At 41.8% G+C, this 19,879-nt stretch carries 19 protein-coding genes; 2 read left to right on the top strand and 17 right to left on the bottom strand.

Annotated elements, in window-relative coordinates; translation table 11 throughout:
• Positions 1–63: 63 nt before the first annotated feature.
• The 4 genes from artM to BK049_RS16230 form a co-directional block, all read right to left on the bottom strand.
• Positions 64–786, bottom strand: coding sequence for an arginine ABC transporter ATP-binding protein ArtM (gene artM, locus BK049_RS16245; RefSeq protein WP_008358554.1), 723 nt, complete (start codon positions 784–786; stop codon positions 64–66).
• On the bottom strand, positions 779–1,432 hold the full coding sequence (artQ, locus tag BK049_RS16240) for an arginine ABC transporter permease ArtQ (RefSeq protein WP_008358556.1): 654 nt from the start codon (positions 1,430–1,432) through the stop codon (positions 779–781). Before artQ ends, artM begins: the two co-directional genes overlap by 8 nt.
• 128 nt (positions 1,433–1,560) lie before the next feature.
• Positions 1,561–2,325, bottom strand: coding sequence for a transporter substrate-binding domain-containing protein (locus BK049_RS16235; protein ID WP_071168962.1), 765 nt, complete (start codon positions 2,323–2,325; stop codon positions 1,561–1,563).
• Between the two features lie 195 nt (positions 2,326–2,520).
• Entirely contained in the window at positions 2,521–2,958 is a 438-nt protein-coding gene (locus tag BK049_RS16230; RefSeq protein ID WP_071168961.1) for a BrxA/BrxB family bacilliredoxin, read from the bottom strand.
• A gap of 167 nt (positions 2,959–3,125) precedes the next feature.
• Between BK049_RS16230 and BK049_RS16225 the strand changes: the two genes are divergently transcribed.
• Positions 3,126–4,019, top strand: a complete 894-nt coding sequence (locus tag BK049_RS16225; RefSeq protein WP_071168960.1) for a YegS/Rv2252/BmrU family lipid kinase — start codon at positions 3,126–3,128, stop codon at positions 4,017–4,019.
• A 14-nt stretch (positions 4,020–4,033) separates the two neighbouring features.
• Here BK049_RS16225 and BK049_RS16220 read toward each other — a convergent pair whose 3' ends face one another.
• The 9 genes from BK049_RS16220 to BK049_RS16180 form a co-directional block, all read right to left on the bottom strand.
• On the bottom strand, positions 4,034–4,327 hold the full coding sequence (locus BK049_RS16220; RefSeq protein ID WP_008358565.1) for a YesK family protein: 294 nt from the start codon (positions 4,325–4,327) through the stop codon (positions 4,034–4,036).
• Positions 4,328–4,394: 67 nt separating this feature from the next.
• A complete protein-coding gene (locus BK049_RS16215; RefSeq protein ID WP_071168959.1) occupies positions 4,395–5,654 on the bottom strand; it encodes a dihydrolipoamide acetyltransferase family protein in 1,260 nt (419 codons plus the stop codon).
• Between the two features lie 18 nt (positions 5,655–5,672).
• Positions 5,673–6,656 (bottom strand): alpha-ketoacid dehydrogenase subunit beta, encoded by a 984-nt coding sequence (locus BK049_RS16210; protein ID WP_008358569.1) that lies wholly within the window; start codon positions 6,654–6,656, stop codon positions 5,673–5,675.
• Positions 6,657–6,668: 12 nt separating this feature from the next.
• Entirely contained in the window at positions 6,669–7,661 is a 993-nt protein-coding gene (locus tag BK049_RS16205) for a thiamine pyrophosphate-dependent dehydrogenase E1 component subunit alpha (protein WP_071168958.1), read from the bottom strand.
• Between the two features lie 17 nt (positions 7,662–7,678).
• Positions 7,679–9,103, bottom strand: coding sequence for a dihydrolipoyl dehydrogenase (gene lpdA / locus BK049_RS16200; protein WP_071168957.1), 1,425 nt, complete (start codon positions 9,101–9,103; stop codon positions 7,679–7,681).
• Positions 9,093–10,214: a butyrate kinase gene (buk, locus tag BK049_RS16195; RefSeq protein WP_008358576.1), complete on the bottom strand. Its 1,122-nt coding sequence runs from the start codon at positions 10,212–10,214 to the stop codon at positions 9,093–9,095. Before buk ends, lpdA begins: the two co-directional genes overlap by 11 nt.
• A 33-nt stretch (positions 10,215–10,247) precedes the next feature.
• The gene (bcd, locus tag BK049_RS16190) at positions 10,248–11,342 is read right to left on the bottom strand and encodes a branched-chain amino acid dehydrogenase (protein ID WP_008358578.1); all 1,095 of its coding nucleotides are present in this window, start codon (positions 11,340–11,342) and stop codon (positions 10,248–10,250) included.
• Positions 11,329–12,261 (bottom strand): phosphate butyryltransferase, encoded by a 933-nt coding sequence (gene yqiS, locus BK049_RS16185; protein WP_071168956.1) that lies wholly within the window; start codon positions 12,259–12,261, stop codon positions 11,329–11,331. Before yqiS ends, bcd begins: the two co-directional genes overlap by 14 nt.
• 125 nt (positions 12,262–12,386) lie before the next feature.
• A complete protein-coding gene (locus BK049_RS16180) occupies positions 12,387–14,459 on the bottom strand; it encodes a sigma-54 interaction domain-containing protein (RefSeq protein ID WP_071168955.1) in 2,073 nt (690 codons plus the stop codon).
• Positions 14,460–14,608: 149 nt separating this feature from the next.
• On the opposite strand from BK049_RS16180, the gene BK049_RS16175 reads away from it, so the two are divergent.
• Positions 14,609–14,845: a DUF2627 domain-containing protein gene (locus BK049_RS16175; RefSeq protein WP_008358585.1), complete on the top strand. Its 237-nt coding sequence runs from the start codon at positions 14,609–14,611 to the stop codon at positions 14,843–14,845.
• A gap of 17 nt (positions 14,846–14,862) precedes the next feature.
• Here the strand turns inward: BK049_RS16175 and BK049_RS16170 are convergent, their stop codons facing one another.
• The 4 genes from BK049_RS16170 to spoIVB form a co-directional block, all read right to left on the bottom strand.
• Positions 14,863–15,618: a glycerophosphodiester phosphodiesterase gene (locus BK049_RS16170; protein ID WP_071168954.1), complete on the bottom strand. Its 756-nt coding sequence runs from the start codon at positions 15,616–15,618 to the stop codon at positions 14,863–14,865.
• 226 nt (positions 15,619–15,844) lie between these two features.
• On the bottom strand, positions 15,845–16,945 hold the full coding sequence (locus BK049_RS16165; RefSeq protein WP_008358589.1) for a Rap family tetratricopeptide repeat protein: 1,101 nt from the start codon (positions 16,943–16,945) through the stop codon (positions 15,845–15,847).
• A gap of 456 nt (positions 16,946–17,401) precedes the next feature.
• The gene (gene spo0A, locus BK049_RS16155) at positions 17,402–18,205 is read right to left on the bottom strand and encodes a sporulation transcription factor Spo0A (RefSeq protein WP_008358592.1); all 804 of its coding nucleotides are present in this window, start codon (positions 18,203–18,205) and stop codon (positions 17,402–17,404) included.
• A 284-nt stretch (positions 18,206–18,489) separates the two neighbouring features.
• Complete coding sequence (spoIVB, locus tag BK049_RS16150) at positions 18,490–19,767, bottom strand: SpoIVB peptidase (RefSeq protein ID WP_071168953.1); 1,278 nt, start codon at positions 19,765–19,767, stop codon at positions 18,490–18,492.
• Positions 19,768–19,879 lie beyond the last annotated feature (112 nt).

The following is a 19,879-nucleotide window of genomic DNA, read 5'->3' as shown; positions in this document are numbered from 1 at the left end:
TTTTTTTACTTCCCCATTATAAAGAAAAAAAGAAGAAGATGTTAAGTCTCCTTCTCTTTTTCTTTATAATATTTTTTGTAAAAAGTCTTGAGCACGCTGTGAAGATGGTGATTCAAAGAATTCCACTGGATTCGCATCTTCTACAATTTTTCCGTCATCCATAAAGATCACACGGTCTGCCACTTCTTTTGCAAAGCCCATTTCATGTGTGACGATGACGAGCGTCATCCCTGATTGAGCCAGCTCTTTCATGACCTCTAATACTTCCTTTACCATTTCAGGATCAAGTGCAGACGTTGGTTCGTCAAAGAGCATAATGTCTGGAGTCATCGCAAGTGCACGTGCAATGGCGACACGCTGTTTTTGACCACCTGACAAACGATTCGGGTAATCATCTTTCTTCTCTAGAAGTCCTACCTTTTTCAAAAGATTCTCGGCCTGCTTGATGCTGTCTTCCTTCGATTGATTCTTGACATTCATAGGAGCATACGTAATATTTTCTAGCACAGTTTTATGCGGGAATAAGTGAAAATGCTGAAACACCATCCCAATGTTTTCGCGCACTTTTAAAGCATTTGTTTTTGGATTTGTAATTTCAGTATCCCGAATCGTAATGACGCCAGAAGTCGGCTTTTCAAGCAGGTTGATGCAGCGAAGAAACGTTGATTTCCCTGAACCAGACGGCCCGATGACGGCCACCACTTCGCCTTCTTTAATCGTGGTGTCAATGCCTTTTAATACTTCATTTTTTCCAAAGGATTTTGTGAGCTTCTCTATTTTAATCATTTGATTTTAACTTCCTTTCCACCGATTTACCGACAAAGGTGAGAACAAGAACGATGACATAATAGATGAGACCTGCAAAAATAAGCGGTTCAAGATAGTTATAGGTGACGGCACCTGCTTGATAGGCTCGTCTCATGACATCGCCCAGTCCAATGACTGTGACAATCGCTGATTCTTTTGTCAGTGTAATCGTTTCGTTCACAAGTGCTGGTGAAATATTTTTGAATGCTTGCGGAAGCAATAAGTCCTTCATCATTTTAGCATAAGGGATACCTAAAGCTACGGCTGCTTCTTTTTGCCCTTTATCAATGGCATTAATGCCCGCACGAATAATTTCTGATACATACGCCGCTGAGTTTAAAGAGAATGCGGCTACAGCAGCCCAGTATTGATCAATTTGAAAGCCGAGTAGCTGAGGAAGACCAAAATAGATAATCAACAGCTGAAGCACAAGCGGTGTGCCTCGGAAGATTGACGTATAAAAATCTGCAAGCCAAATGAGCGGCTTAAACACACTAATTTTACAGAGGGTTAATAAAATGCCCAAAATAAAACCAAGGAAGAGTGACACCACGACAATAGAAAGCGTTACTTTAAGACCTTCTAAAATAAAGGGCATCTGAGGTATTACATCTTTAAAATCCATCATTAGTATTCTCCTTTTTTTGCCTTCAGATAAAATCAAAGAATAAACAGGAAAAAAGTTCAACAGATGTTGAACTTTTCAGCGCTTTCTACTTGATTTTCATGCATGACGCTGATCCTTTTCCTGACTTACTTTTCATCAGCAAACCATTTTTTAATTAATTTATCAAGTTCGCCATTTTCCTTCATTTCTTTTAATGATTGATTGAATTTCGCTGTTAGGTCGCTATTTTTTTTGAATGCAATGGCTGACCCTTCGTTTGTGCTATTTAATTTAAACGCTTGGAAGTCTTTTTCCTTTTTTAAATAACCAGCAGCCACTTTATCTTCAATAATCGCTGCATCAAAGCGGCCAGCTTTGATCTCTTGAATGATATCTGAGATTTTATTGCGATCTTCCACCGTTAAGTTAAATTTCTCTTTCAAGCCGTTAGCTTCATCCTGTTGGATAGAACCTAATTGAACGCCGACTGTTTTGTCTTTTAAATCTTTCTCTGATTGAATACCGCTAGATTTTTTTGACACAATTAAGTTTTCAGCATTGTAGTAGACATCAGAGAAATCAACTTGTTTTTTACGCTTTTCTGTAGGTGTCATTCCTGCAAGAACAATATCCGCTTTGTTTGTTTTAAGTGCTGACACAAGGCTCGCAAAGTCCATATCTTGAATTTCCAGCTTATAGCCGTTCTTTTTCGCTAGAGCTGTTGCAAGGTCGACATCAAAACCGATAATTTCATCACCGTCTTTTGATTCAAATGGCGGATAATCTGCTGAAGTCGCCATGATGAGTGTTTTGTCGTCCCCTGATGCATTTGAATTATTAGAAGAAGTTCCGCACGCCGCTAGTGCAGCTGCAAGACCAGCTGTCATAAGTAATAATAACCACTTTTTCATATGATAATGCCTCCCAGTATTTAAACTCCATTGTAGAATTGAATATTTATTCACTATAATGTATTTTAAACACTTTCTTTTTGATATGCAATAGTATTTTGCTAAAATTATTTTGATTCTTATGTCTTATAAAACAAAAAACAGACCGGCCAAAAGACCGGACTGCTTCGTATTTATTCATTCAAAAGTAACATTTTATACTTCTTCGCAATGCTCATCGAAAGCGGCTTGAAGTTTTGACACCACTTCCATTGGTTCGTGCCCCTCAATCTCATGGCGCTCTACCATTGTAATTATTTTTCCATCTTTTAATAGGGCAAACGATGGCGAAGATGGCGGGTAGCCTTCAAAGTATTCACGTGCTCTTGCCGTTGCCTCTTTGTCCTGTCCAGCAAACACTGTAAGCAATTGATCTGGACGCTTATCGTAATGAACAGAATAACCAGCTGCTGGTCTTGCAATACCGCCAGCACAGCCGCAAACTGAATTCACCATGACAAGTGCCGTTCCTTTTTTCGTCAGCGCTTCATCAACCTCTTCAGCTGTTGTCAGTTCCGTGTAGCCTGCCTGCTTGATCTCGTCTCTCGCTTGTTTCACAATATCATTCATAAATAAATTAAAATCAATATTCATATCCGTCCACTCCTTCTACGTACCAAAGCGTTTTAACTACATCATATCAAGGAAAACGCTGGCGGGCAAATGTGTTGTCTTGCCCTTTTCACTTTTTCCGAAGATCGTTTATGAGCTGTGGGATTGGGGAAAAGTGATAATAAAGTGATGAAAGGGAGAATGGCATGATGGCACAATTCAAAAAAGCGATGCTTATCTATAACGGAAATGCTGGACAAAAAAACATGGAAAAAACTCTAAGTCAAACAGTGCCTCTTCTTTCTTTACATATGGATGAACTCATCCTTAAACCGACAAAGCGGCCACATGATGCCTATCATTTCTGCCGTGAGATGGATGAGACGGTTGAACTGCTGATTATATTAGGCGGGGATGGAACCGTCCATGAATGTATGAACGGAATTGGCGGTTTAGAAAAAAGGCCGGCAGTCGCGATATTGCCTGGCGGAACATGCAATGATTTTTCTAGAACGCTGGGCATACCTCAGCAAATGCCAAAAGCCGCTCAAGTCATCATAGACGGCGCTAAAAAAAAGGTCGACTTAATCAAAGCAGAAGATCGATATCTTTTAAACTTTTGGGGGATCGGGCTTATTGCAGATACCTCTAATAATATCAACGACAAAGAAAAGGCCGTACTCGGAAAAATCAGCTACTTCACGAGCGCTATTCGAACCATTCAGCAAACAGATCCGTTTCACGTTCGAATTGAAACCGAAGAGGAAAACTGGGAAGAGGAAGCAGTCATCGTCCTTGTCATGAATGGGCATTTTATCGGTACAAATAAAATAGATCTGCCAAATGCGGCAATTGATGATGGAAAAGCCGAAATTTTAATTTGCAGAAATACGAGTTTCTCTGCTTTAAAAGAGATTTTTTCAATGAACCGGGAAGAGCTAGAGGATTTTACAGGAGACCTGTCTCTTATTCAAGCATCACGCATTCATATCCATACAAAAGAAGAAATGGATGCAGATACAGATGGTGAGGTATATATGACTGCTCCTTCTTCACTTGAAGTATTAAAACAGCATTTGACCTTTATCGTTCCAGCAGAATAGAGAAAACGCCCGCATCATTTCGATTCGGGCGTTTTTTTGATATAACGTCTGTATAAATATTCAAGTGCATAGCCTAGCAGTGTCCCTAAAAGAAGGGAAATCCCTAAAAAACTATTGGCGACTCCTTTAAACCCGCCTACCATCAACAAGCAATAAGCGATTTGAATGATTGAAACGATAGATATGATCAGCAGTAATCGTTCAGGATGATTGCGTGATTTGGAAATATATCGAAGAAAAGCGAACGCAATGGCTGTCATAAACATAAGACCCACGGTAAGGAAAGCAAAGAAATCTAGTCCAGACATATCGCCGCTCCTTTCTGATTGATGTGGAAATCCCCTTCTCCTTGTGAGAAGGGGAAACATAAATGACTTAATAGACGGACGTCTGCTCGTCGATGCCTTCAAGAATTTGTTTAATTCTTTGCAGGAATCTGCCGCATACAAGACCATCAAGTACTCTATGATCTAATGAGAGACAAAGGTTCACCATATCTCTTGCTGCAATCATGCCATTTACAATCATTGGACGCTTCACGATTGATTCTACTTGTAAAATAGCGGCTTGCGGATAGTTAATGATCCCCATTGATTGAATCGAACCAAATGATCCTGTGTTGTTCACAGTGAAAGTGCCGCCTTCCATATCACTTTGTTTCAGCTTGCCTTGTCTCACCTTGGAAGCAAGCTCATGAATGTCTTTGGCGATACCCTTAATCGTCTTTTCATCCGCATCTTTGATCACTGGGACAAAAAGAGCGTCATCTGTAGCAACAGCAATGGATACATTGATCGCTTTCTTTTGCACAATTTTATCTCCAGCCCACATGCTGTTCATTTCAGGGAATTCTTTTAAGCCCTGAGCCACTGCTTTGACAAAGAATGCAAAGAACGTCAAATTAAAGCCTTCTTTTGCTTTGAATTGATCTTTTAGCTGATTTCTTCTCGTCACAAGATTTGTCACATCCACTTCCATCATCGTCCAGGCATGCGGAATTTCGTGTTTGCTTCTTAGCATATTGGCGGCAATCGCCTGTCTAATCGGTGTGACCGGCAGTTCAACATCTCCAGGCATTGAAGAGATAGAAGGAGCTGTTTTTGCTTGTGACGGCTGCGCAGGCTCCGTTTGACCCGTACCATCACTCACAGGTGCTGCCGTTTCTTTTACGCCTCCACTTTCGATAAGCTTCAGCAAATCTTTTCTTGTGATTCTGCCGCCAGCTCCCGTTCCTTGAACAGCCGCTAAATCAATTCCGTGCTCATCTGCTAAACGAAGGACTGCTGGAGAGTATCGTTTCTTTTGACTCTGATCGGCATTTGTTTGATCAGCTTCTTTTGTTTCACTTTGCACAGGTGCCGCTTCTGCTTCTTTTGCACTCTGCTGCGCACTGCCTTCTACTTCAATTTCACAAAACACTTCACCTACTTGAAGTGTGTCTCCCTCTGCAGCCGATAGCTTTGTGATCGTTCCTGTAAAGGATGACGGAACCTCTGCGTTCACTTTATCCGTCATGACTTCCGCAATCGGATCGTATTTATTCACATGATCGCCAGGTGAAACGAGCCATTTGCTAATGGTTCCTTCTGTTACACTTTCACCTAGCTGAGGCATTTTCATTTGTTCAATTGCCACTTGAAACCCTCCTCTTTCTTAAAACGCCGCTAACTCTCTCATTTCAGCTTCTACCTTATCCGGATTGACCATGAAAAATTTCTCCATTGTCGGTGCATACGGCATTGCCGGAATATCAGGTCCTGCTAGACGTTTAATTGGTGCATCTAAATCAAACAAGCAGTGCTCAGAAATGATCGCTGCCACTTCGCTCATGATGCTTCCTTCTTTTGTATCTTCCGTTAAAAGGAGCACCTTGCCTGTTTTTGATGCCGCTTCAATAATCGCTTCTTGATCAAGTGGATACACGGTACGTAAATCAAGAATATGAGCGGAAATTCCGTCCTTCGCAAGGCGCTCTGCTGCTTGCAAGGCAAAATGAACACAAAGACCATATGTAATGACCGTGATGTCATCGCCTTCACGTTTCACATCTGCTTTTCCAATAGGAAGCGTATAATCCTCCTCAGGCACTTCTCCTTTAATGAGACGGTATGCACGTTTGTGTTCAAAGAACAATACAGGATCTGGATCACGCACTGCGGCCTTTAACAGACCTTTTACATCATAAGGTGTAGAAGGCATGACAATCTTTAAGCCAGGCTGATTAGCAAAAATCGCTTCAACCGATTGTGAATGATAAAGCGCCCCGTGTACACCGCCCCCGTAAGGTGCACGGATGACCATCGGACAGCTCCAATCATTGTTTGAGCGGTATCTAATTTTTGCAGCCTCTGAAATGATTTGGTTGACAGCTGGCAGAATGAAATCCGCAAATTGCATCTCTGCGATCGGACGCATTCCATACATGGCTGCTCCAATGCCGACACCAGCAATCGCTGATTCTGCAAGAGGTGTATCCATCACGCGCGCTTCTCCAAATTGCTCGTAAAGACCCGCTGTCGCTTTAAATACGCCGCCTTTTTTCCCGACATCCTCTCCGAGCACAAACACTTTCGGATCTCGCTGCATTTCTTCTTTCATCGCTAGTGTAATAGCATCTATATATGACATGACAGGCATTTTTCTTCCTCCTTACTCCGCATACACGTAATGAAGTGCGCTTTCTGCATCAGCATAAGCTGCGTTTTCCGCTTCATCAGTGGCTTCGTTTACGATTTGCATAATTTCTGTTGTCATCTCTTCTTTCATTTCAGAAGTCATGACGTTTCCTTCGATTAAGTACGTTTCATACTGAATGAGCGGATCTTTCTTTCTCGCTTCGAGCACTTCTTCCTTTTCACGATAGCTAGAATCGTCGTCATCACTTGAATGCGCGGTTAATCGGTAAGAAATAGTTTCGATCAATGTTGGGCCTTCGCCTCGTGCCGCACGGTCTCTCGCTTCTTTGACCGCTGCATAGACTTCAAGCGGATCATTTCCATCAACCGTCACGCCAGGCATTCCGTACCCAATTGCACGATCGGAAATGCGTTCACATGCCACTTGTTTGTCATACGGAACGGAAATCGCATATTTATTGTTTTCACACATGAAAATAACAGGCAGCTTATGCACAGCAGCAAAGTTGGCGCCTTCGTGGAAATCCCCTTGGTTTGAAGAGCCTTCACCGAACGTGACAAAGCTGACAAAGTTCTTCTGCTCTAGACGCCCAGCAAGTGCAATTCCAACCGCATGGGGAACCTGTGTGGTCACAGGCGATGATCCAGTCACAATTCGGTTTGACTTTTGCCCAAAATGACCCGGCATCTGTCTCCCGCCTGAGTTTGGATCGTCTTTTTTCGCAAAACCAGACATCATCAAATCTTTCGCTGTCATCCCAAATGCCAGGACAACTCCCATATCACGGTAGTAAGGTAAAACGTAATCTTCTTCTCTATTGAGGGCAAAAGCAGCGCCGACTTGCTGCGCTTCCTGTCCCTGACAAGAAATCACGAATGGAATTTTTCCAGAACGGTTTAAAAGCCACATCCGTTCATCAATTTTTCTTGCTAGAAGCATGGTTTTATATATATCAATCGCTTGTTCATCTGATAATCCTAATTCCTGATGACGCATGTTACTCATCATGTTTCCCTCCTTGATTAAAAATGGATCGCCTTTCCGTCAACAGCAAGTGCTGCCTCGCCCATCGCCTCTGACAGGGTTGGATGCGGGTGTATCGTCTGCCCCACTTCCCACGGAGTTGCATCAAGTACTTTGGCTAATCCAGCTTCAGATATCATATCTGTTACATGGGGACCAATCATATGAATCCCTAAGATATCATCCGTCTTTTGATCGGCAATGATTTTGACAAATCCATCAGTCTCCCCAAACACAAGTGCTTTTCCAATGGCCATGAAAGGGAATGTCCCAACCTTGACTTCGTAGCCTTGCTCTTTTGCCGCCTGTTCAGTCAGTCCAACACTAGCGGCTTCTGGGTGAGAGTAAACACATTTAGACACGAGTGTTTCATCAAGCGGCTTTGGATCTTGACCTGCCATATGTTCCACCGCAATCATGCCTTCATGGGAAGCGACATGGGCCAGCTGAAGTCCGCCAATGACATCTCCTATCGCGTAAATATGTGACTCTTTCGTTTGATAATGCTCATTCACAACAATGCCTTGCTTTTCTATCTGGATGTCCGTGTTTTCAAGTCCAATGCCTTCCACATTCGGCACCCGGCCAACTGAAAGGAGCAATTTTTCTGCTTCAAACGATTGAATGTCTCCATCCTTTTCCGCTTGTATCTTAACGAGATTTTCATGCTTTTCTACGGAATCTGGCAGGACCTTCGCATTTGTCACAAAGGTGATGCCTTTTTTCGTTAATAGCTTTTCCATTTCTTTAGAAATATCTTGATCTTCTGTTGGCAAAATGCGATCAGCAAACTCGATTACTGTGACTTTTACGCCAAAGTCATTCAGCATGGATGCCCACTCGATCCCGATCACACCGCCGCCAACAATAAGCATGGACTGAGGGAGTTCTTGCAGTTCAAGCGCATCATCTGATGTGAGGATGTGCATTCCATCCGCTTCAAGTCCAGGCAAGACGCGTGGTCTTGATCCTGTCGCGATGATCACCTGCTTTGGAATCAGCATTTCATTTTCATCTCCATTTGCCATTTCTACCGAGATGGTTCCTGGCATTGGAGAAAAGATAGAAGGCCCCAGTATACGGCCTATTCCTTCATATACATCAATTTCCCCTTGTTTCATTAAATGTTTAACGCCGCCTGCTAATTTTTCTACAATCTCTGTTTTTCTTTTTTGTACGTTGGCAAATTGCAAGGCAACGCCGCTTGCTTCAACGCCAAAATCAGCGGCACGTTTCACCGTTTGATAGACTTCTGCACTTCTGAGGAGCGCTTTAGATGGAATACAGCCTTTATGAAGACATGTTCCACCAAGCTTTGATTTTTCTACGACTGCTGTTTTCAATCCAAGCTGAGAGGCACGGATAGCGGCTACATAGCCCCCTGTGCCTCCACCAAGAATGACGAGGTCATATTCAGTTGCCATGACTTGTCACTCCTTTCTTCATCCTTTGATCATTTGGGTATTCCTTCGGTGATTCTTCTTCTTTTAAAATACGGAGCGCACCTTCTGCTAAGGATTGCAACTCATTTTCACCTGGGTACACGACAACATCTGAAATCCAGTCAATGTACCCTCTAATACTTGACGTAATTTGTTTGCTGTACGCAAGGCCGCCTGTTAACACAATCACGTCAACAGCCCCTTTTAAGACAGCACTCGCCGCACCGATTTCTTTGGCAATTTGATAGCACATCGCTTCATAAATAAGGGCTGCACGCTCATCGCCAGCTTCGATCATGCGCTCTACTTTTACCGCGTCTGTCGTGCCGAGATAGCCCGCAAGACCGCCTTCACCAATAATGCGTTTGAGCATTTCCTCTTGTGAGTATTCACCAGAAAAGCAAAGGGTGACAAGGTCACCTGTCGGAAGTGTTCCCGCTCGCTCTGGGCTAAAAGGACCTTCGCCATGGAGACCGTTATTGACATCAATGACCTTTCCTTTTTCATGTACACCAATCGTAATCCCGCCGCCCATATGGGTAATAATCATGTTCAAATCTTCGTAACGCTTTCCAAAAGAAGCGGCTGTTTTTCTTGCGACTGCTTTTTGATTTAACGCATGAAAAATGCTTTTTCGCTCAATTGTCGGCAGCCCGGAAATCCGAGCAATCGGCTTTAGTTCATCTACTACCACTGGGTCCACAATAAAAGCCGGAATGTTGAGGCCAAGTGCAATTTCTCGGGCAATAATTCCGCCTAGATTGGAGGCATGCTGGCCAGCATACCCTTCTTTTAGATCTTTGACCATTTGCTCATTTACTTCATATGTGCCTCCTTCAATCGGGCGAAGAAGACCGCCGCGCGCGCAAACAGCATCAAATTTTGAGATGTTCATCCCCTGTTCATGCAGCGTTTTAAGAATTGTTTCTTTACGAAATGAAAACTGATCAATGATATGAGGGAATTTCTTTAATTCCTCATCTGTATGTCTTAATGTCGTTTCAAAGATAGATCGTTCATTATGAAACACACCGATTTTTGTTGAAGTAGAGCCAGGATTAATCGTGAGAATACGCCATTCTTTTGTCAGCAAAAACAAAACCTCCGTTTCAACTCATTCATCAAATTAGCGGCGACTTAAAATATGTTGGCCATTTTGCAGGAATTGACTTCTTGATTTGCGCATTCTTTCAATTCGTTCTTCAGCCAATCGGTCTGCCGCTTTATACGTTGGAATGGCATCACGGTTTGAGATTTCAATTACACGCTCAATATTTTGGTAAATGCCTTCTACTTTTTTCATTGCACGATCTGCATTATAGCCATAAAGTTCATCAGCCACGTTAATGACGCCACCTGCATTGATCACATAATCAGGTGCATACACTATGCCCATCTCATGAATAAGATCTCCGTGATGGGTTTCTCTCAGCTGGTTATTGGCTGCACCTGCAATGACTTTTGCTTTTAGCTTAGGAATTGTCACATCATTAATGGTTGCACCAAGTGCACATGGTGCATAAATATCACATGGTTGATCATAAATATCGTCAGGATCTACCGCTTTTGCACCGAAGTCTTCTACAGCTCGCTGAACAGAATCTTTGTTGATATCTGTGACGATCAGCTGTGCGCCTTCTTCATGCAGGTGTTTACATAGGTTGTAAGCCACATTTCCAACACCTTGAACGGCAATTGTTTTTCCTTCTAATGAATCCGTCCCGAAAGCAGCTTTTGCAGCTGCTTTCATTCCTTTATATACACCGTAAGCTGTGACTGGTGATGGGTTTCCGGAAGAACCAAATGCAGGAGAGATTCCTGTGACAAAGTCTGTTTCTTCATGGATAAGGTCCATGTCTTCTACCGTTGTACCGACATCTTCAGCTGTGATATAACGGCCATTCAGCCCTTGAATGTAGCGTCCAAATGCACGGAACATTTCTTCATTCTTGTCTTTTCTCGGATCACCGATGATGACCGTTTTACCGCCGCCAAGATTCAGGCCTGCTGCCGCATTTTTATACGTCATCCCTCTTGCAAGACGCAGCGCATCTTCAATAGCGGCTTCTTCGTTTTCATATGTCCACATTCTTGTTCCGCCTAGTGCTGGCCCAAGTGTTGTATCATGTATCGCAATAATGGCTTTTAAACCAGACTGCTCATCCTGACAAAATACAAGCTGTTCATAATCGTATCGTTCCATATATTTAAAAAGTTCCATTGTTTTTTCCTCCTATTACTTCCGCTTCATTTGATGTACAAATGGCAAGTGCAATTGAATAGAGCTTACTTTCGGCTGAATCAGACCGGCTTGTTAAAGCAATCGGTGCCTTCGCTCCTGCCACCACAGCCCCCACCTTTGCATGAGCAAAGTAGATGAGGGATTTATAAAGAATGTTGCCTGCTTCAATGGTTGGGACAAGCAAAATATCTGCATGACCAGCGACATCACTCGTAATATTTTTATGAGAAGCTGCCGTTTGAGAGATGGCATTATCTAAAGCAAGCGGTCCATCAATCAGGCAACCAGAAATTTGACCTCGGCGGTTCATTTGCGCAAGACTTGCAGCCGTGAGCGTCGAATCCATCGCTGGGTTCACCACCTCTACCGCAGATAGCACCGCCACCTTTGGCATGGCATTTCCAACAGCATGTGCGACTTGAACGGAATTGACCGTAATTTCTTTCAGCATTTTTAAATCCGGTGCGATGTTCATAGCAGAATCTGTGACATAAATAAAACGGTCGAAGCCCGGTACTTCAAATGCCGCAACATGTGATAGGACACTCGCTGTTCGAAGTCCATACTCTTTATTCAGAACAGCTTTTAACAATACGGCTGTCGGGACATGCCCCTTCATGAGAATATCTGCATGGTTTTCACTGACTGCCTGCACGGCAATTTTGGCAGATTCTTCGGGTGAATCGGAGTGAATAATATCTATCCAGTCTTCATTGATCTCATGCTGTTTGACTAGCTCCTTTAGGCTACGTTTGTTCCCAACCAGCAGGAAGCGAGCAACCTTTCGCTGAATGGCCATTTTGATGGCCTGAAGCACTTCTTCGTCTTCTGCATGAGCCACAGCCGCTGTTTTATTCTGCAACTGTGAGGCTTTCATAATCAGATCGTCAAGCTTCATACTTGCCCACCTTTCCTTGTGCTCGGTTCGTGTTTTTATATGCAAGTTCCGTGCCAGCTTGAAATGTGTGAAAAACGAACCTTTCCGAGAAGAATTCGTGCAATTTTTTGCAGATTACGTGCATGTTACTGCATGCTATCTTTTGCAAGCTGGTATTTATCCATTTTATAGTAAAGGTTTCGAATACTGATCCCTAATGTTTTCGCTGTTTTCGTACGATTGAATTGATGTTTTTCAAGGGTTTGTTTGATCAACTGCGCTTCAAATGCTTCAACAGCATCTGAAAGCGTCTCCCCTTCAAATTGACTTACATCAAGCTCCTGCTGCTCTTTTTCTTCACGCGCTTCTGACTCCATAAAGGCAATATGCCTTTCTTCGATCCATTCTTCTTGCGGATTTAAAAAGATCATGGCTCGTCCAAGCACATTTTCAAGCTCTCTTACGTTACCTGGCCAACTATAAGAGCGAAGTCTATTGAGAGCCTGTTCTGTTAATCCGTTGACATTCCGTCCATAGTCTAAATTGATCTTCTGAATGAGTCGCTTGCTTAATGAGTCAATATCTTCAAGTCGCTGCCTGAGCGGCGGGATAGATATCGGGTATCTGTTCATTCGATAATATAAATCCTCTCTGAACTTTCCCTCTGCCATCGCTTTTTCGATATTGACATTTGTTGCCGTAATCACACGGACATCTACAGGTATCGCTTTTGTTCCGCCCACTCTCACAATTTCTTTCTCCTGCATGACGCGCAGTAATTTCGCTTGTGTACTTGGGCTCATTTCACCAATTTCATCTAAAAAGATGCTACCGTGATTCGCTTCTTCAAACAGCCCCTTTTTCCCGCCGCGCCTTGCACCAGAGAAAGCTCCCTCCTCGTAGCCAAAAAGCTCTGACTCTAAAAGGGTCTCTGATAATGCCGCACAATTGACACGAACAAAGCGGTTATATTTACGGTCACTTTCATTGTGGATGGCGTGCGCAAACAATTCTTTCCCAGTACCTGACTCTCCGCGCAGCAAAATGGTTGCCGGCGTTTTTGCGCCTAGCTTTGCCTGCTCAAGTGCAACAAGCATTTGTTCACTTTCCCCAACAATGTCTTCAAACGTATATTTGGCCTCAAGTGTACGGATGAGCTGTCTCGCTTTATTCAATTCATTCGTCAGTGATTGAATTTCTGATACGTCGTGAATGACACCGACACTACCCTTTAGAATGCCGTCAACAATCACAGGCGCTACGTTGACGATCACATCTTTTTTGTTTGGTCCAACCTTCATTCTGACGCCGCGAACCGGTCTTCTTGTTTCGAGTACCTTCAAGTGCATGCTTTCCCCTTCAGAGATATCTGCACCTGCTGGTTTACCAACCACTTCTTTGTCTGTTAAACCGGTCATTTTCGTATAAGCACGGTTAATCAAAATACCTTTTCCTTGCTCATCCACAACCGATATGGCTTCATCTGATGATTGAATGATGGCCTCAAGCATCGTTCGTACTTCTTTGAGGTTCGTCACTTCCTCCGCAAGCTCAACCGCATCTGTAATATCTTTAAAGATGGATAAAGCGCCAAGCATTTTCCCTGCGTCATCAATAATCGGAAGACGCGTGGTGACAATTTGAATTTGCTGATTTAAAAATTGTTTTTGATGAAATTCTGGCTCTCTGGATCTTAAAATATCGGGAAGTTTTGTGTTTGGAATGACTTCTCGAATGTGGCGGCCGATCGCATCCTTTTGTGAGCACCCTACCATTTTGGCAGCCGATCGATTAAATAGGACCACTTCTTCATCCATATTAATAAAAATCATGCCGTCATTCGTTGCATTAAAAATGCGGTCATGTTTATAGGTTTGTTCTTTGAGTATTTGAATAAGCTGTTGTTTCTCAGCCATTAATTCTGAAATGACGTATGCCATCGAACTTGGCACAATCACAGCATGCTCTGGTTTTTCTTCAATCAATTCCTTTAGCACAGCAGAACTGCCTGTTGTTTCAATGATGATATCAATGTCATCTTTTATGTATTCTTTCCAATCTGTTGTCGTGTCAATTCCATTCTTTTTCGCTTCTACCATCCCCGGTGCCTCGAGATCAAGGTCGGCGATCGCAATGATTTGAATCATATTTGTTTTCAGCAATGTTTCAAGCAGTGCTGATCCACCCTGTCCCGCACCGACAATCAAGACTCTCTGCATCCCGTTACCCCTTTATATGAAAAATTTTGCACACCATATTTTTCCGTTGCAAAAAATTGCACAACTCTTATATTACCACGTTTTCCTTTCTTGACAAAATATTTTTTGAATTAGACAATGGAAGTAAATGACGTTTAAGGGGACATTTGATGGGGAGAATCCTAGCATTAGTGATTATATTAATACCTGGCGCCTTTGCAGCACTTGGAATTAAGCTGCTGCGCGACACTATTTTCGGCATCATCATTGCACCATTTCCATATTTATGGCTGCAAGGAATTGCAGGGTTGTTTTTTTTAGGGGCAGGTCTTTATGTTGTCGCTGGATTTATTTTATATAGAGACCGCAAACGAAATAAAGTAACCACTCGTTTTAAACAAAGATGAGCATTAAAAGAGCCCTGCTATTGATTAGCAGGGTTTTTCGTCATTTCTTCTCTTATGCTCACCGCTCGGTCAGGAAAATCAGTGAAAATGCCATCGACACCTAATGAGAACATGTTTCGTATTTGCTTTTCACTATTTACAGTAAACGGTCTGATCACTTGATGGGCGGCATGGAGCGCCGATACGACCTCTTTTGTCACCCCAGCGCCCTTGATATTCGGATGGTACCCTTTTGCCGGTATTGTTTTTAAATACATCTCCGGCTGATGAATGACATCCATCGTGAGGACAGCCAGTTCAATGTGCGGCATCAGCTTGTGAAAAAGAGCTAAGCTACCATGATGAAATGATGAGACCAGCACCCGGTCCTCAATCTGAAAGTGCTCAATTTGCTCTTTCACCTTTTCTTCGATCCCTGGATAGCGATAAATGGAGTTTTTCAGTTCAATATTGATCATAAAAGATGATCGCTGCGTGACTAGCTCTAACACTTCCTCTAAAAGGGGGATCTGCACCGCACCTGTTTCTTCATAAAAAGAATGACTCGCGTCCCCTCTTTTTAACTCCTCATATGTATAGTCTTTCACTAAGCCTTTCATATTCGTTGTTCGGTTTAGCTTCTCATCGTGAATGACTGCCAGTCTGCCGTCTTTGGTCAGCTGAACATCAAGCTCAATCCCGTCAGCTCCAGAATGGAGTGCATGTTCAAAGGCGATCATGGTGTTTTCAGGATACATTCCTTTAAAGCCTCTGTGTGCAAAAATTTTCGTCATATGCCACCTCTAAATATGATGATTACCTTCATTATGACGTGTCTATTTCCGTTTTTCCAGTCTGAGCACATAAAAAAACCTCTTCTGATAAGAGAGAAGAGGTTAACAGGTCAATTCGATCACGTAATCGCTCTGATGGCTTGCTCTGTCGTCTCTGCGTCAAGAGCAAAAAGGGAAGAAACAACTGCGAATGCTGTAACGATTGTTACACCTAACAACAACTTTTTCATAAGATAACCTCCACTTTCTTTTGAAGTATTTGTGCATCGAATTTCTTTTCAAGAAAACGAATGGCATTTTGATAATCGTTTCGTTCCTTGAAGTATTTCGATATTTGTTCAGACAAATCCTCAAGCTCCACATATAATCTATTTTTTTCTATGTAGTCTAGTTTTTCAGAGAATACGTCTGCTGCTCCACTATTTTCGCACATCAAATCTAAAATTTCAAATTTTACTATATATTCATTATTTTGGATATCGCAACTGTACTGAATACCCTCTTTAATATATTCTTTCGCCTCAGGATCATCTAGATGAACTAGGGCATTCGCCAAAACATATAAAGATTGGATGTAATAATGGCGATTGTCACGGTGAATTTGAATGCTCATCCCTTTTTTGGCGTACTGCGCACTTTTTTCATAATCGGGTTTTGCATAATAAAGAACCGCTAAATTGTGATAGCACTTTCCAATCAGCACTTCATTGTTAATGCGCTTACTTTTCTCAAGTGCCTCTTGATACTTTTCTTCTGCTTCATCAAATTGAAATAAATCAATACAATTGCTTGCATGTAAAATTAAGCTATCAATCGCCTGCGATGTGTACTCCTCATGCGCTTTGAACGTATCAATGGCTTTTTTTATATGATTAATGGAAATGAAATTCTGCTTAAGTTCATAATAGATCGAAGCGACTTTATGGTGAAAAGTTCCTACTTCCAGATCTTCATTCACCCGTTTTAGGCGCTGCTCTGCAATTTTGTAAAAGCTAATCGCTTCATCATACTTTTTCACATACGCGGCATACTGTCCTTTGTAAAAGTAAAAATAAAAATTAATAATGTCATCTGCTTTTTCATCCAGCGTTCCGACACTTTTTATAATATGATTGGCTTTTTCAATATTTCCAAGTAACATTTCATGTCTGCCGTCGACAAGCTGATAATAAAGGAGAACTTCGCGATCTTCATCTGTGTTTTTTAGCAAATTCTGAATTTTCTCTTTATAGACAACAGATTTCTCCAGATCATTTTGAGAAATGACCCTCGTCCACTTGCTAATTTCGTTCGCAACCTCAGCAGAGTGGATTTTCAGCTTTCCCATAACCTCACCCTCTTCTTTTCATTATTATAGCATAGTAAAAGAATGTGAAAATTATTAAATTCGACAATGGGAATATTCAGTTCAAAAGGCACAATCTCTAAGAAGCCAGTGACTTTAAAACGCCAATCAATCAGGTCAATAGAAATAGAACTTTCGATCTTATTTGTTTTATTTACCAATTGCATAAGACCTTTTGCTCTCATCCTTTTTCTTACGAATAAGCGTTTTCTTCTTCTATTTTGGTGTTAAGCCAATTGATTGGCGTAGCTGATTACCACTACTTTATGTCATATTGATTTCTTTCATGCTTTATTTTTCATTTTATTCTGAAAATAAAGCTGCCCGTTTGTCCAATTTAAACATAAGATGATTTTATCAATTTAACCATTTTTTGACAATGTTTTTTAAAAATAAAAAAACGCCTCAATGAAGAAACGTTTTTTCATGTTCATATATTTAGCTAGCTCTATGCTCTAAACGCAGACGATCAGCCACCATAGCAATAAATTCTGAATTGGTCGGTTTGGCTTTTGACATACTGACTGTGTAACCAAAGAGTGAGGAAATGGAATCAATGTTCCCTCTGCTCCAAGCAACTTCAATGGCATGACGAATGGCTCGTTCTACTCTGCTGGCTGTCGTGTTAAATTTCTTCGCAATGTCTGGATACAATACTTTTGTGATACTGCCGAGAAGTTCAATGTCATTGTACACCATCGAAATGGCTTCTCTTAAGTATAAATATCCTTTAATATGAGCTGGCACGCCAATTTCATGAATAATCGTCGTAATGCTCGCATCTAAGTTTTTACGTTTAGGTTCAGGTTTGTTACGAAGGACACTGTTTTGGATAGAAGAAGATCGATGGGTGATTTGTGTGCCGTTTCCACTGACTTGACGAATATGACCTACTAAGTTTTCCATATCAAATGGCTTTAAAATGAAATAGGATGCGCCTAAATCGACTGCTTTTTTCGTTACATCTTCTTGCCCAAACGCCGTTAGCATAATCACACTTGGCTGCTTGGTCATATCAGTGTTTTCACGAAGTCGTTCCAGTACAGCAAGACCGTCTAAATGAGGCATGATAATATCTAAGAGAAGAACGTCCGGCTCTTTATCTTTAAATAATGTCAGACACTCCTGACCATTATATGCCACGCCAAGTACTTCCATATCTTCCTGTCCCTCAATATACTCTGTCAAAAGGCCAACAAGTTCTCGATTGTCATCAGCTACACACACTTTAATTTTCTCCACGTTCTTTCCTCCCCAATGTCGATTCCTTTAGTCTTTTGCATTTCTCTTCTGAGTGTTCAATTCGACAAAACCATGCTATCCCCTTTAAAAAACTTTCATTTTCCGAATAATAGAGCATTATCTAGCTTTTTCTACGTTTTTCTTAATGAATCGACGATTATCGCAATTTGACAACATGCTGTTTTCCATTTTGTCGAAAAATCTCTTTTTCCTTATTTTATAACATGCGGAAAGAGAAAGAAAGGGGAGAAAAAAACTGCCGAAAGATTCACGGCAGTTTTTGATCAGCTTGCTTTTTTGTTTTTCTGATATAGGTCAATTCCTGCTTCTGACAGCATCCACTCGATGTGTACGCCATACCCGCTTGTCGGGTCATTGACGAAGACGTGAGTGACCGCTCCAATGACTTTGCCATTTTGAATAATAGGGCTTCCGCTCATTCCTTGAACAATGCCGCCCGTTTTGCTTAATAAACGTTCATCCGTTACTTTCAGCACCATTCCTTTTGTTGCCGGAAATTTTTGTGGTGTTGTGCTGACGATTTTAATATCAAACTTCTCCACTTTATCATGGTCCACAACGGTTAGTATTTCTGCTGGTCCTTCTTTTACTTCATTCGATAAAGCGACTGGGAGTGGTTGATCTGCTACATGATTTTCGAGCTTTTCGGTTAACGTACCAAATATACCGAAAGGACTGTTGCGAGAAATATCACCTATTGTTTTTCGCTCGGAAGAAAATCTGGCCAATTTTTCTCCAGGATTGCCTCCTGTGCCTTTTTCAATGGATGTTACGGTTGATCTGACAATTTCACCATTGTCGACGACGATTGGTTTTTTTGTATCCATATCAGAAATCACATGCCCTAGGGCACCATATTTTTTAGAAGATGGTTCATAGAAGGTCATGGTTCCAATTCCTGCTGCGGAATCACGAATGTAAAGACCGATTCGATAGGTGCCTTCACTTGCATCTTTCGCGGGTATTAATGTTGTTTGAAAGGTTTTATGATCTCTTTTGATGAGTAAATGAAGGGTTTCTCCCGTTTTCCCGGCTTTCTGGATAAATGGGGTAAGATCATTCATTTTCTCCATCTTTTGACCATTGATTTCAATGATCATATCCCCTGATTGAATGCCTGCGGCTTCACCTGGTGATTTTTTGCCGTCTGCTGTTGTGATTTGATGAAAACCGACAACGAGAACTCCGACAGAGTGGAGCTTGACACCAATGGATTGTCCTCCAGGAATGACTTTTAATTCAGGGAGAACGTCAACTTTTGTTTTCTTAATAGGAAATCCTTTAAAATCATAAACAATTTCGGCTTTTCCCGCCTTTTGTCCTGTTACTTCAAGTTGATTCTGTTTGTCTGAAAGACTAAAGGCTGGTGAAGAAGCATTGGCTGATGCTTCAATTGATGTCTCAATCGAATGCTTCTCGTTTTCAAATACTGCGACATTTGTTGGAATGCTGATATAGTCCTTCACTATGCTCATAAACCCTGTACTTATTAAAGAAACAAGGAGAATAACACCAATGGCTTTTCTCATCTTTTCGGGCATTCATTTTTCACTCTCCTCGCTCCTTACCCACACCAGAACATAAATGTTTTGGCTACACCTTTACTTTTGCCTTCTTAGCGAGGATTTATAACCGGCAGCTGTAGAAAATGAT

The organism is Bacillus xiamenensis (genome assembly GCF_001857925.1).
GTDB classification, from domain to species: domain Bacteria; phylum Bacillota; class Bacilli; order Bacillales; family Bacillaceae; genus Bacillus; species Bacillus xiamenensis.
This window is presented reverse-complemented; position numbering and strand designations above follow the sequence as displayed.

Bases quoted from the DNA above. Each gene is read 5' to 3' on its own strand.
- artM (WP_008358554.1), bottom strand. From the start codon at position 786: ATGATTAAAATAGAGAAGCTCACAAAATCCTTTGGAAAAAATGAAGTA.
- artQ (WP_008358556.1), bottom strand. From the start codon at position 1,432: ATGGATTTTAAAGATGTAATACCTCAGATGCCCTTTATTTTAGAAGGT.
- BK049_RS16235 (WP_071168962.1), bottom strand. From the start codon at position 2,325: ATGAAAAAGTGGTTATTATTACTTATGACAGCTGGTCTTGCAGCTGCA.
- BK049_RS16230 (WP_071168961.1), bottom strand. From the start codon at position 2,958: ATGAATATTGATTTTAATTTATTTATGAATGATATTGTGAAACAAGCG.
- BK049_RS16225 (WP_071168960.1), top strand. From the start codon at position 3,126: ATGGCACAATTCAAAAAAGCGATGCTTATCTATAACGGAAATGCTGGA.
- BK049_RS16220 (WP_008358565.1), bottom strand. From the start codon at position 4,327: ATGTCTGGACTAGATTTCTTTGCTTTCCTTACCGTGGGTCTTATGTTT.
- BK049_RS16210 (WP_008358569.1), bottom strand. From the start codon at position 6,656: ATGCCTGTCATGTCATATATAGATGCTATTACACTAGCGATGAAAGAA.
- BK049_RS16205 (WP_071168958.1), bottom strand. From the start codon at position 7,661: ATGAGTAACATGCGTCATCAGGAATTAGGATTATCAGATGAACAAGCG.
- lpdA (WP_071168957.1), bottom strand. From the start codon at position 9,103: ATGGCAACTGAATATGACCTCGTCATTCTTGGTGGAGGCACAGGGGGC.
- bcd (WP_008358578.1), bottom strand. From the start codon at position 11,342: ATGGAACTTTTTAAATATATGGAACGATACGATTATGAACAGCTTGTA.
- yqiS (WP_071168956.1), bottom strand. From the start codon at position 12,261: ATGAAGCTTGACGATCTGATTATGAAAGCCTCACAGTTGCAGAATAAA.
- BK049_RS16180 (WP_071168955.1), bottom strand. From the start codon at position 14,459: ATGCAGAGAGTCTTGATTGTCGGTGCGGGACAGGGTGGATCAGCACTG.
- BK049_RS16175 (WP_008358585.1), top strand. From the start codon at position 14,609: ATGGGGAGAATCCTAGCATTAGTGATTATATTAATACCTGGCGCCTTT.
- BK049_RS16170 (WP_071168954.1), bottom strand. From the start codon at position 15,618: ATGACGAAAATTTTTGCACACAGAGGCTTTAAAGGAATGTATCCTGAA.
- BK049_RS16165 (WP_008358589.1), bottom strand. From the start codon at position 16,945: ATGGGAAAGCTGAAAATCCACTCTGCTGAGGTTGCGAACGAAATTAGC.
- spoIVB (WP_071168953.1), bottom strand. From the start codon at position 19,767: ATGCCCGAAAAGATGAGAAAAGCCATTGGTGTTATTCTCCTTGTTTCT.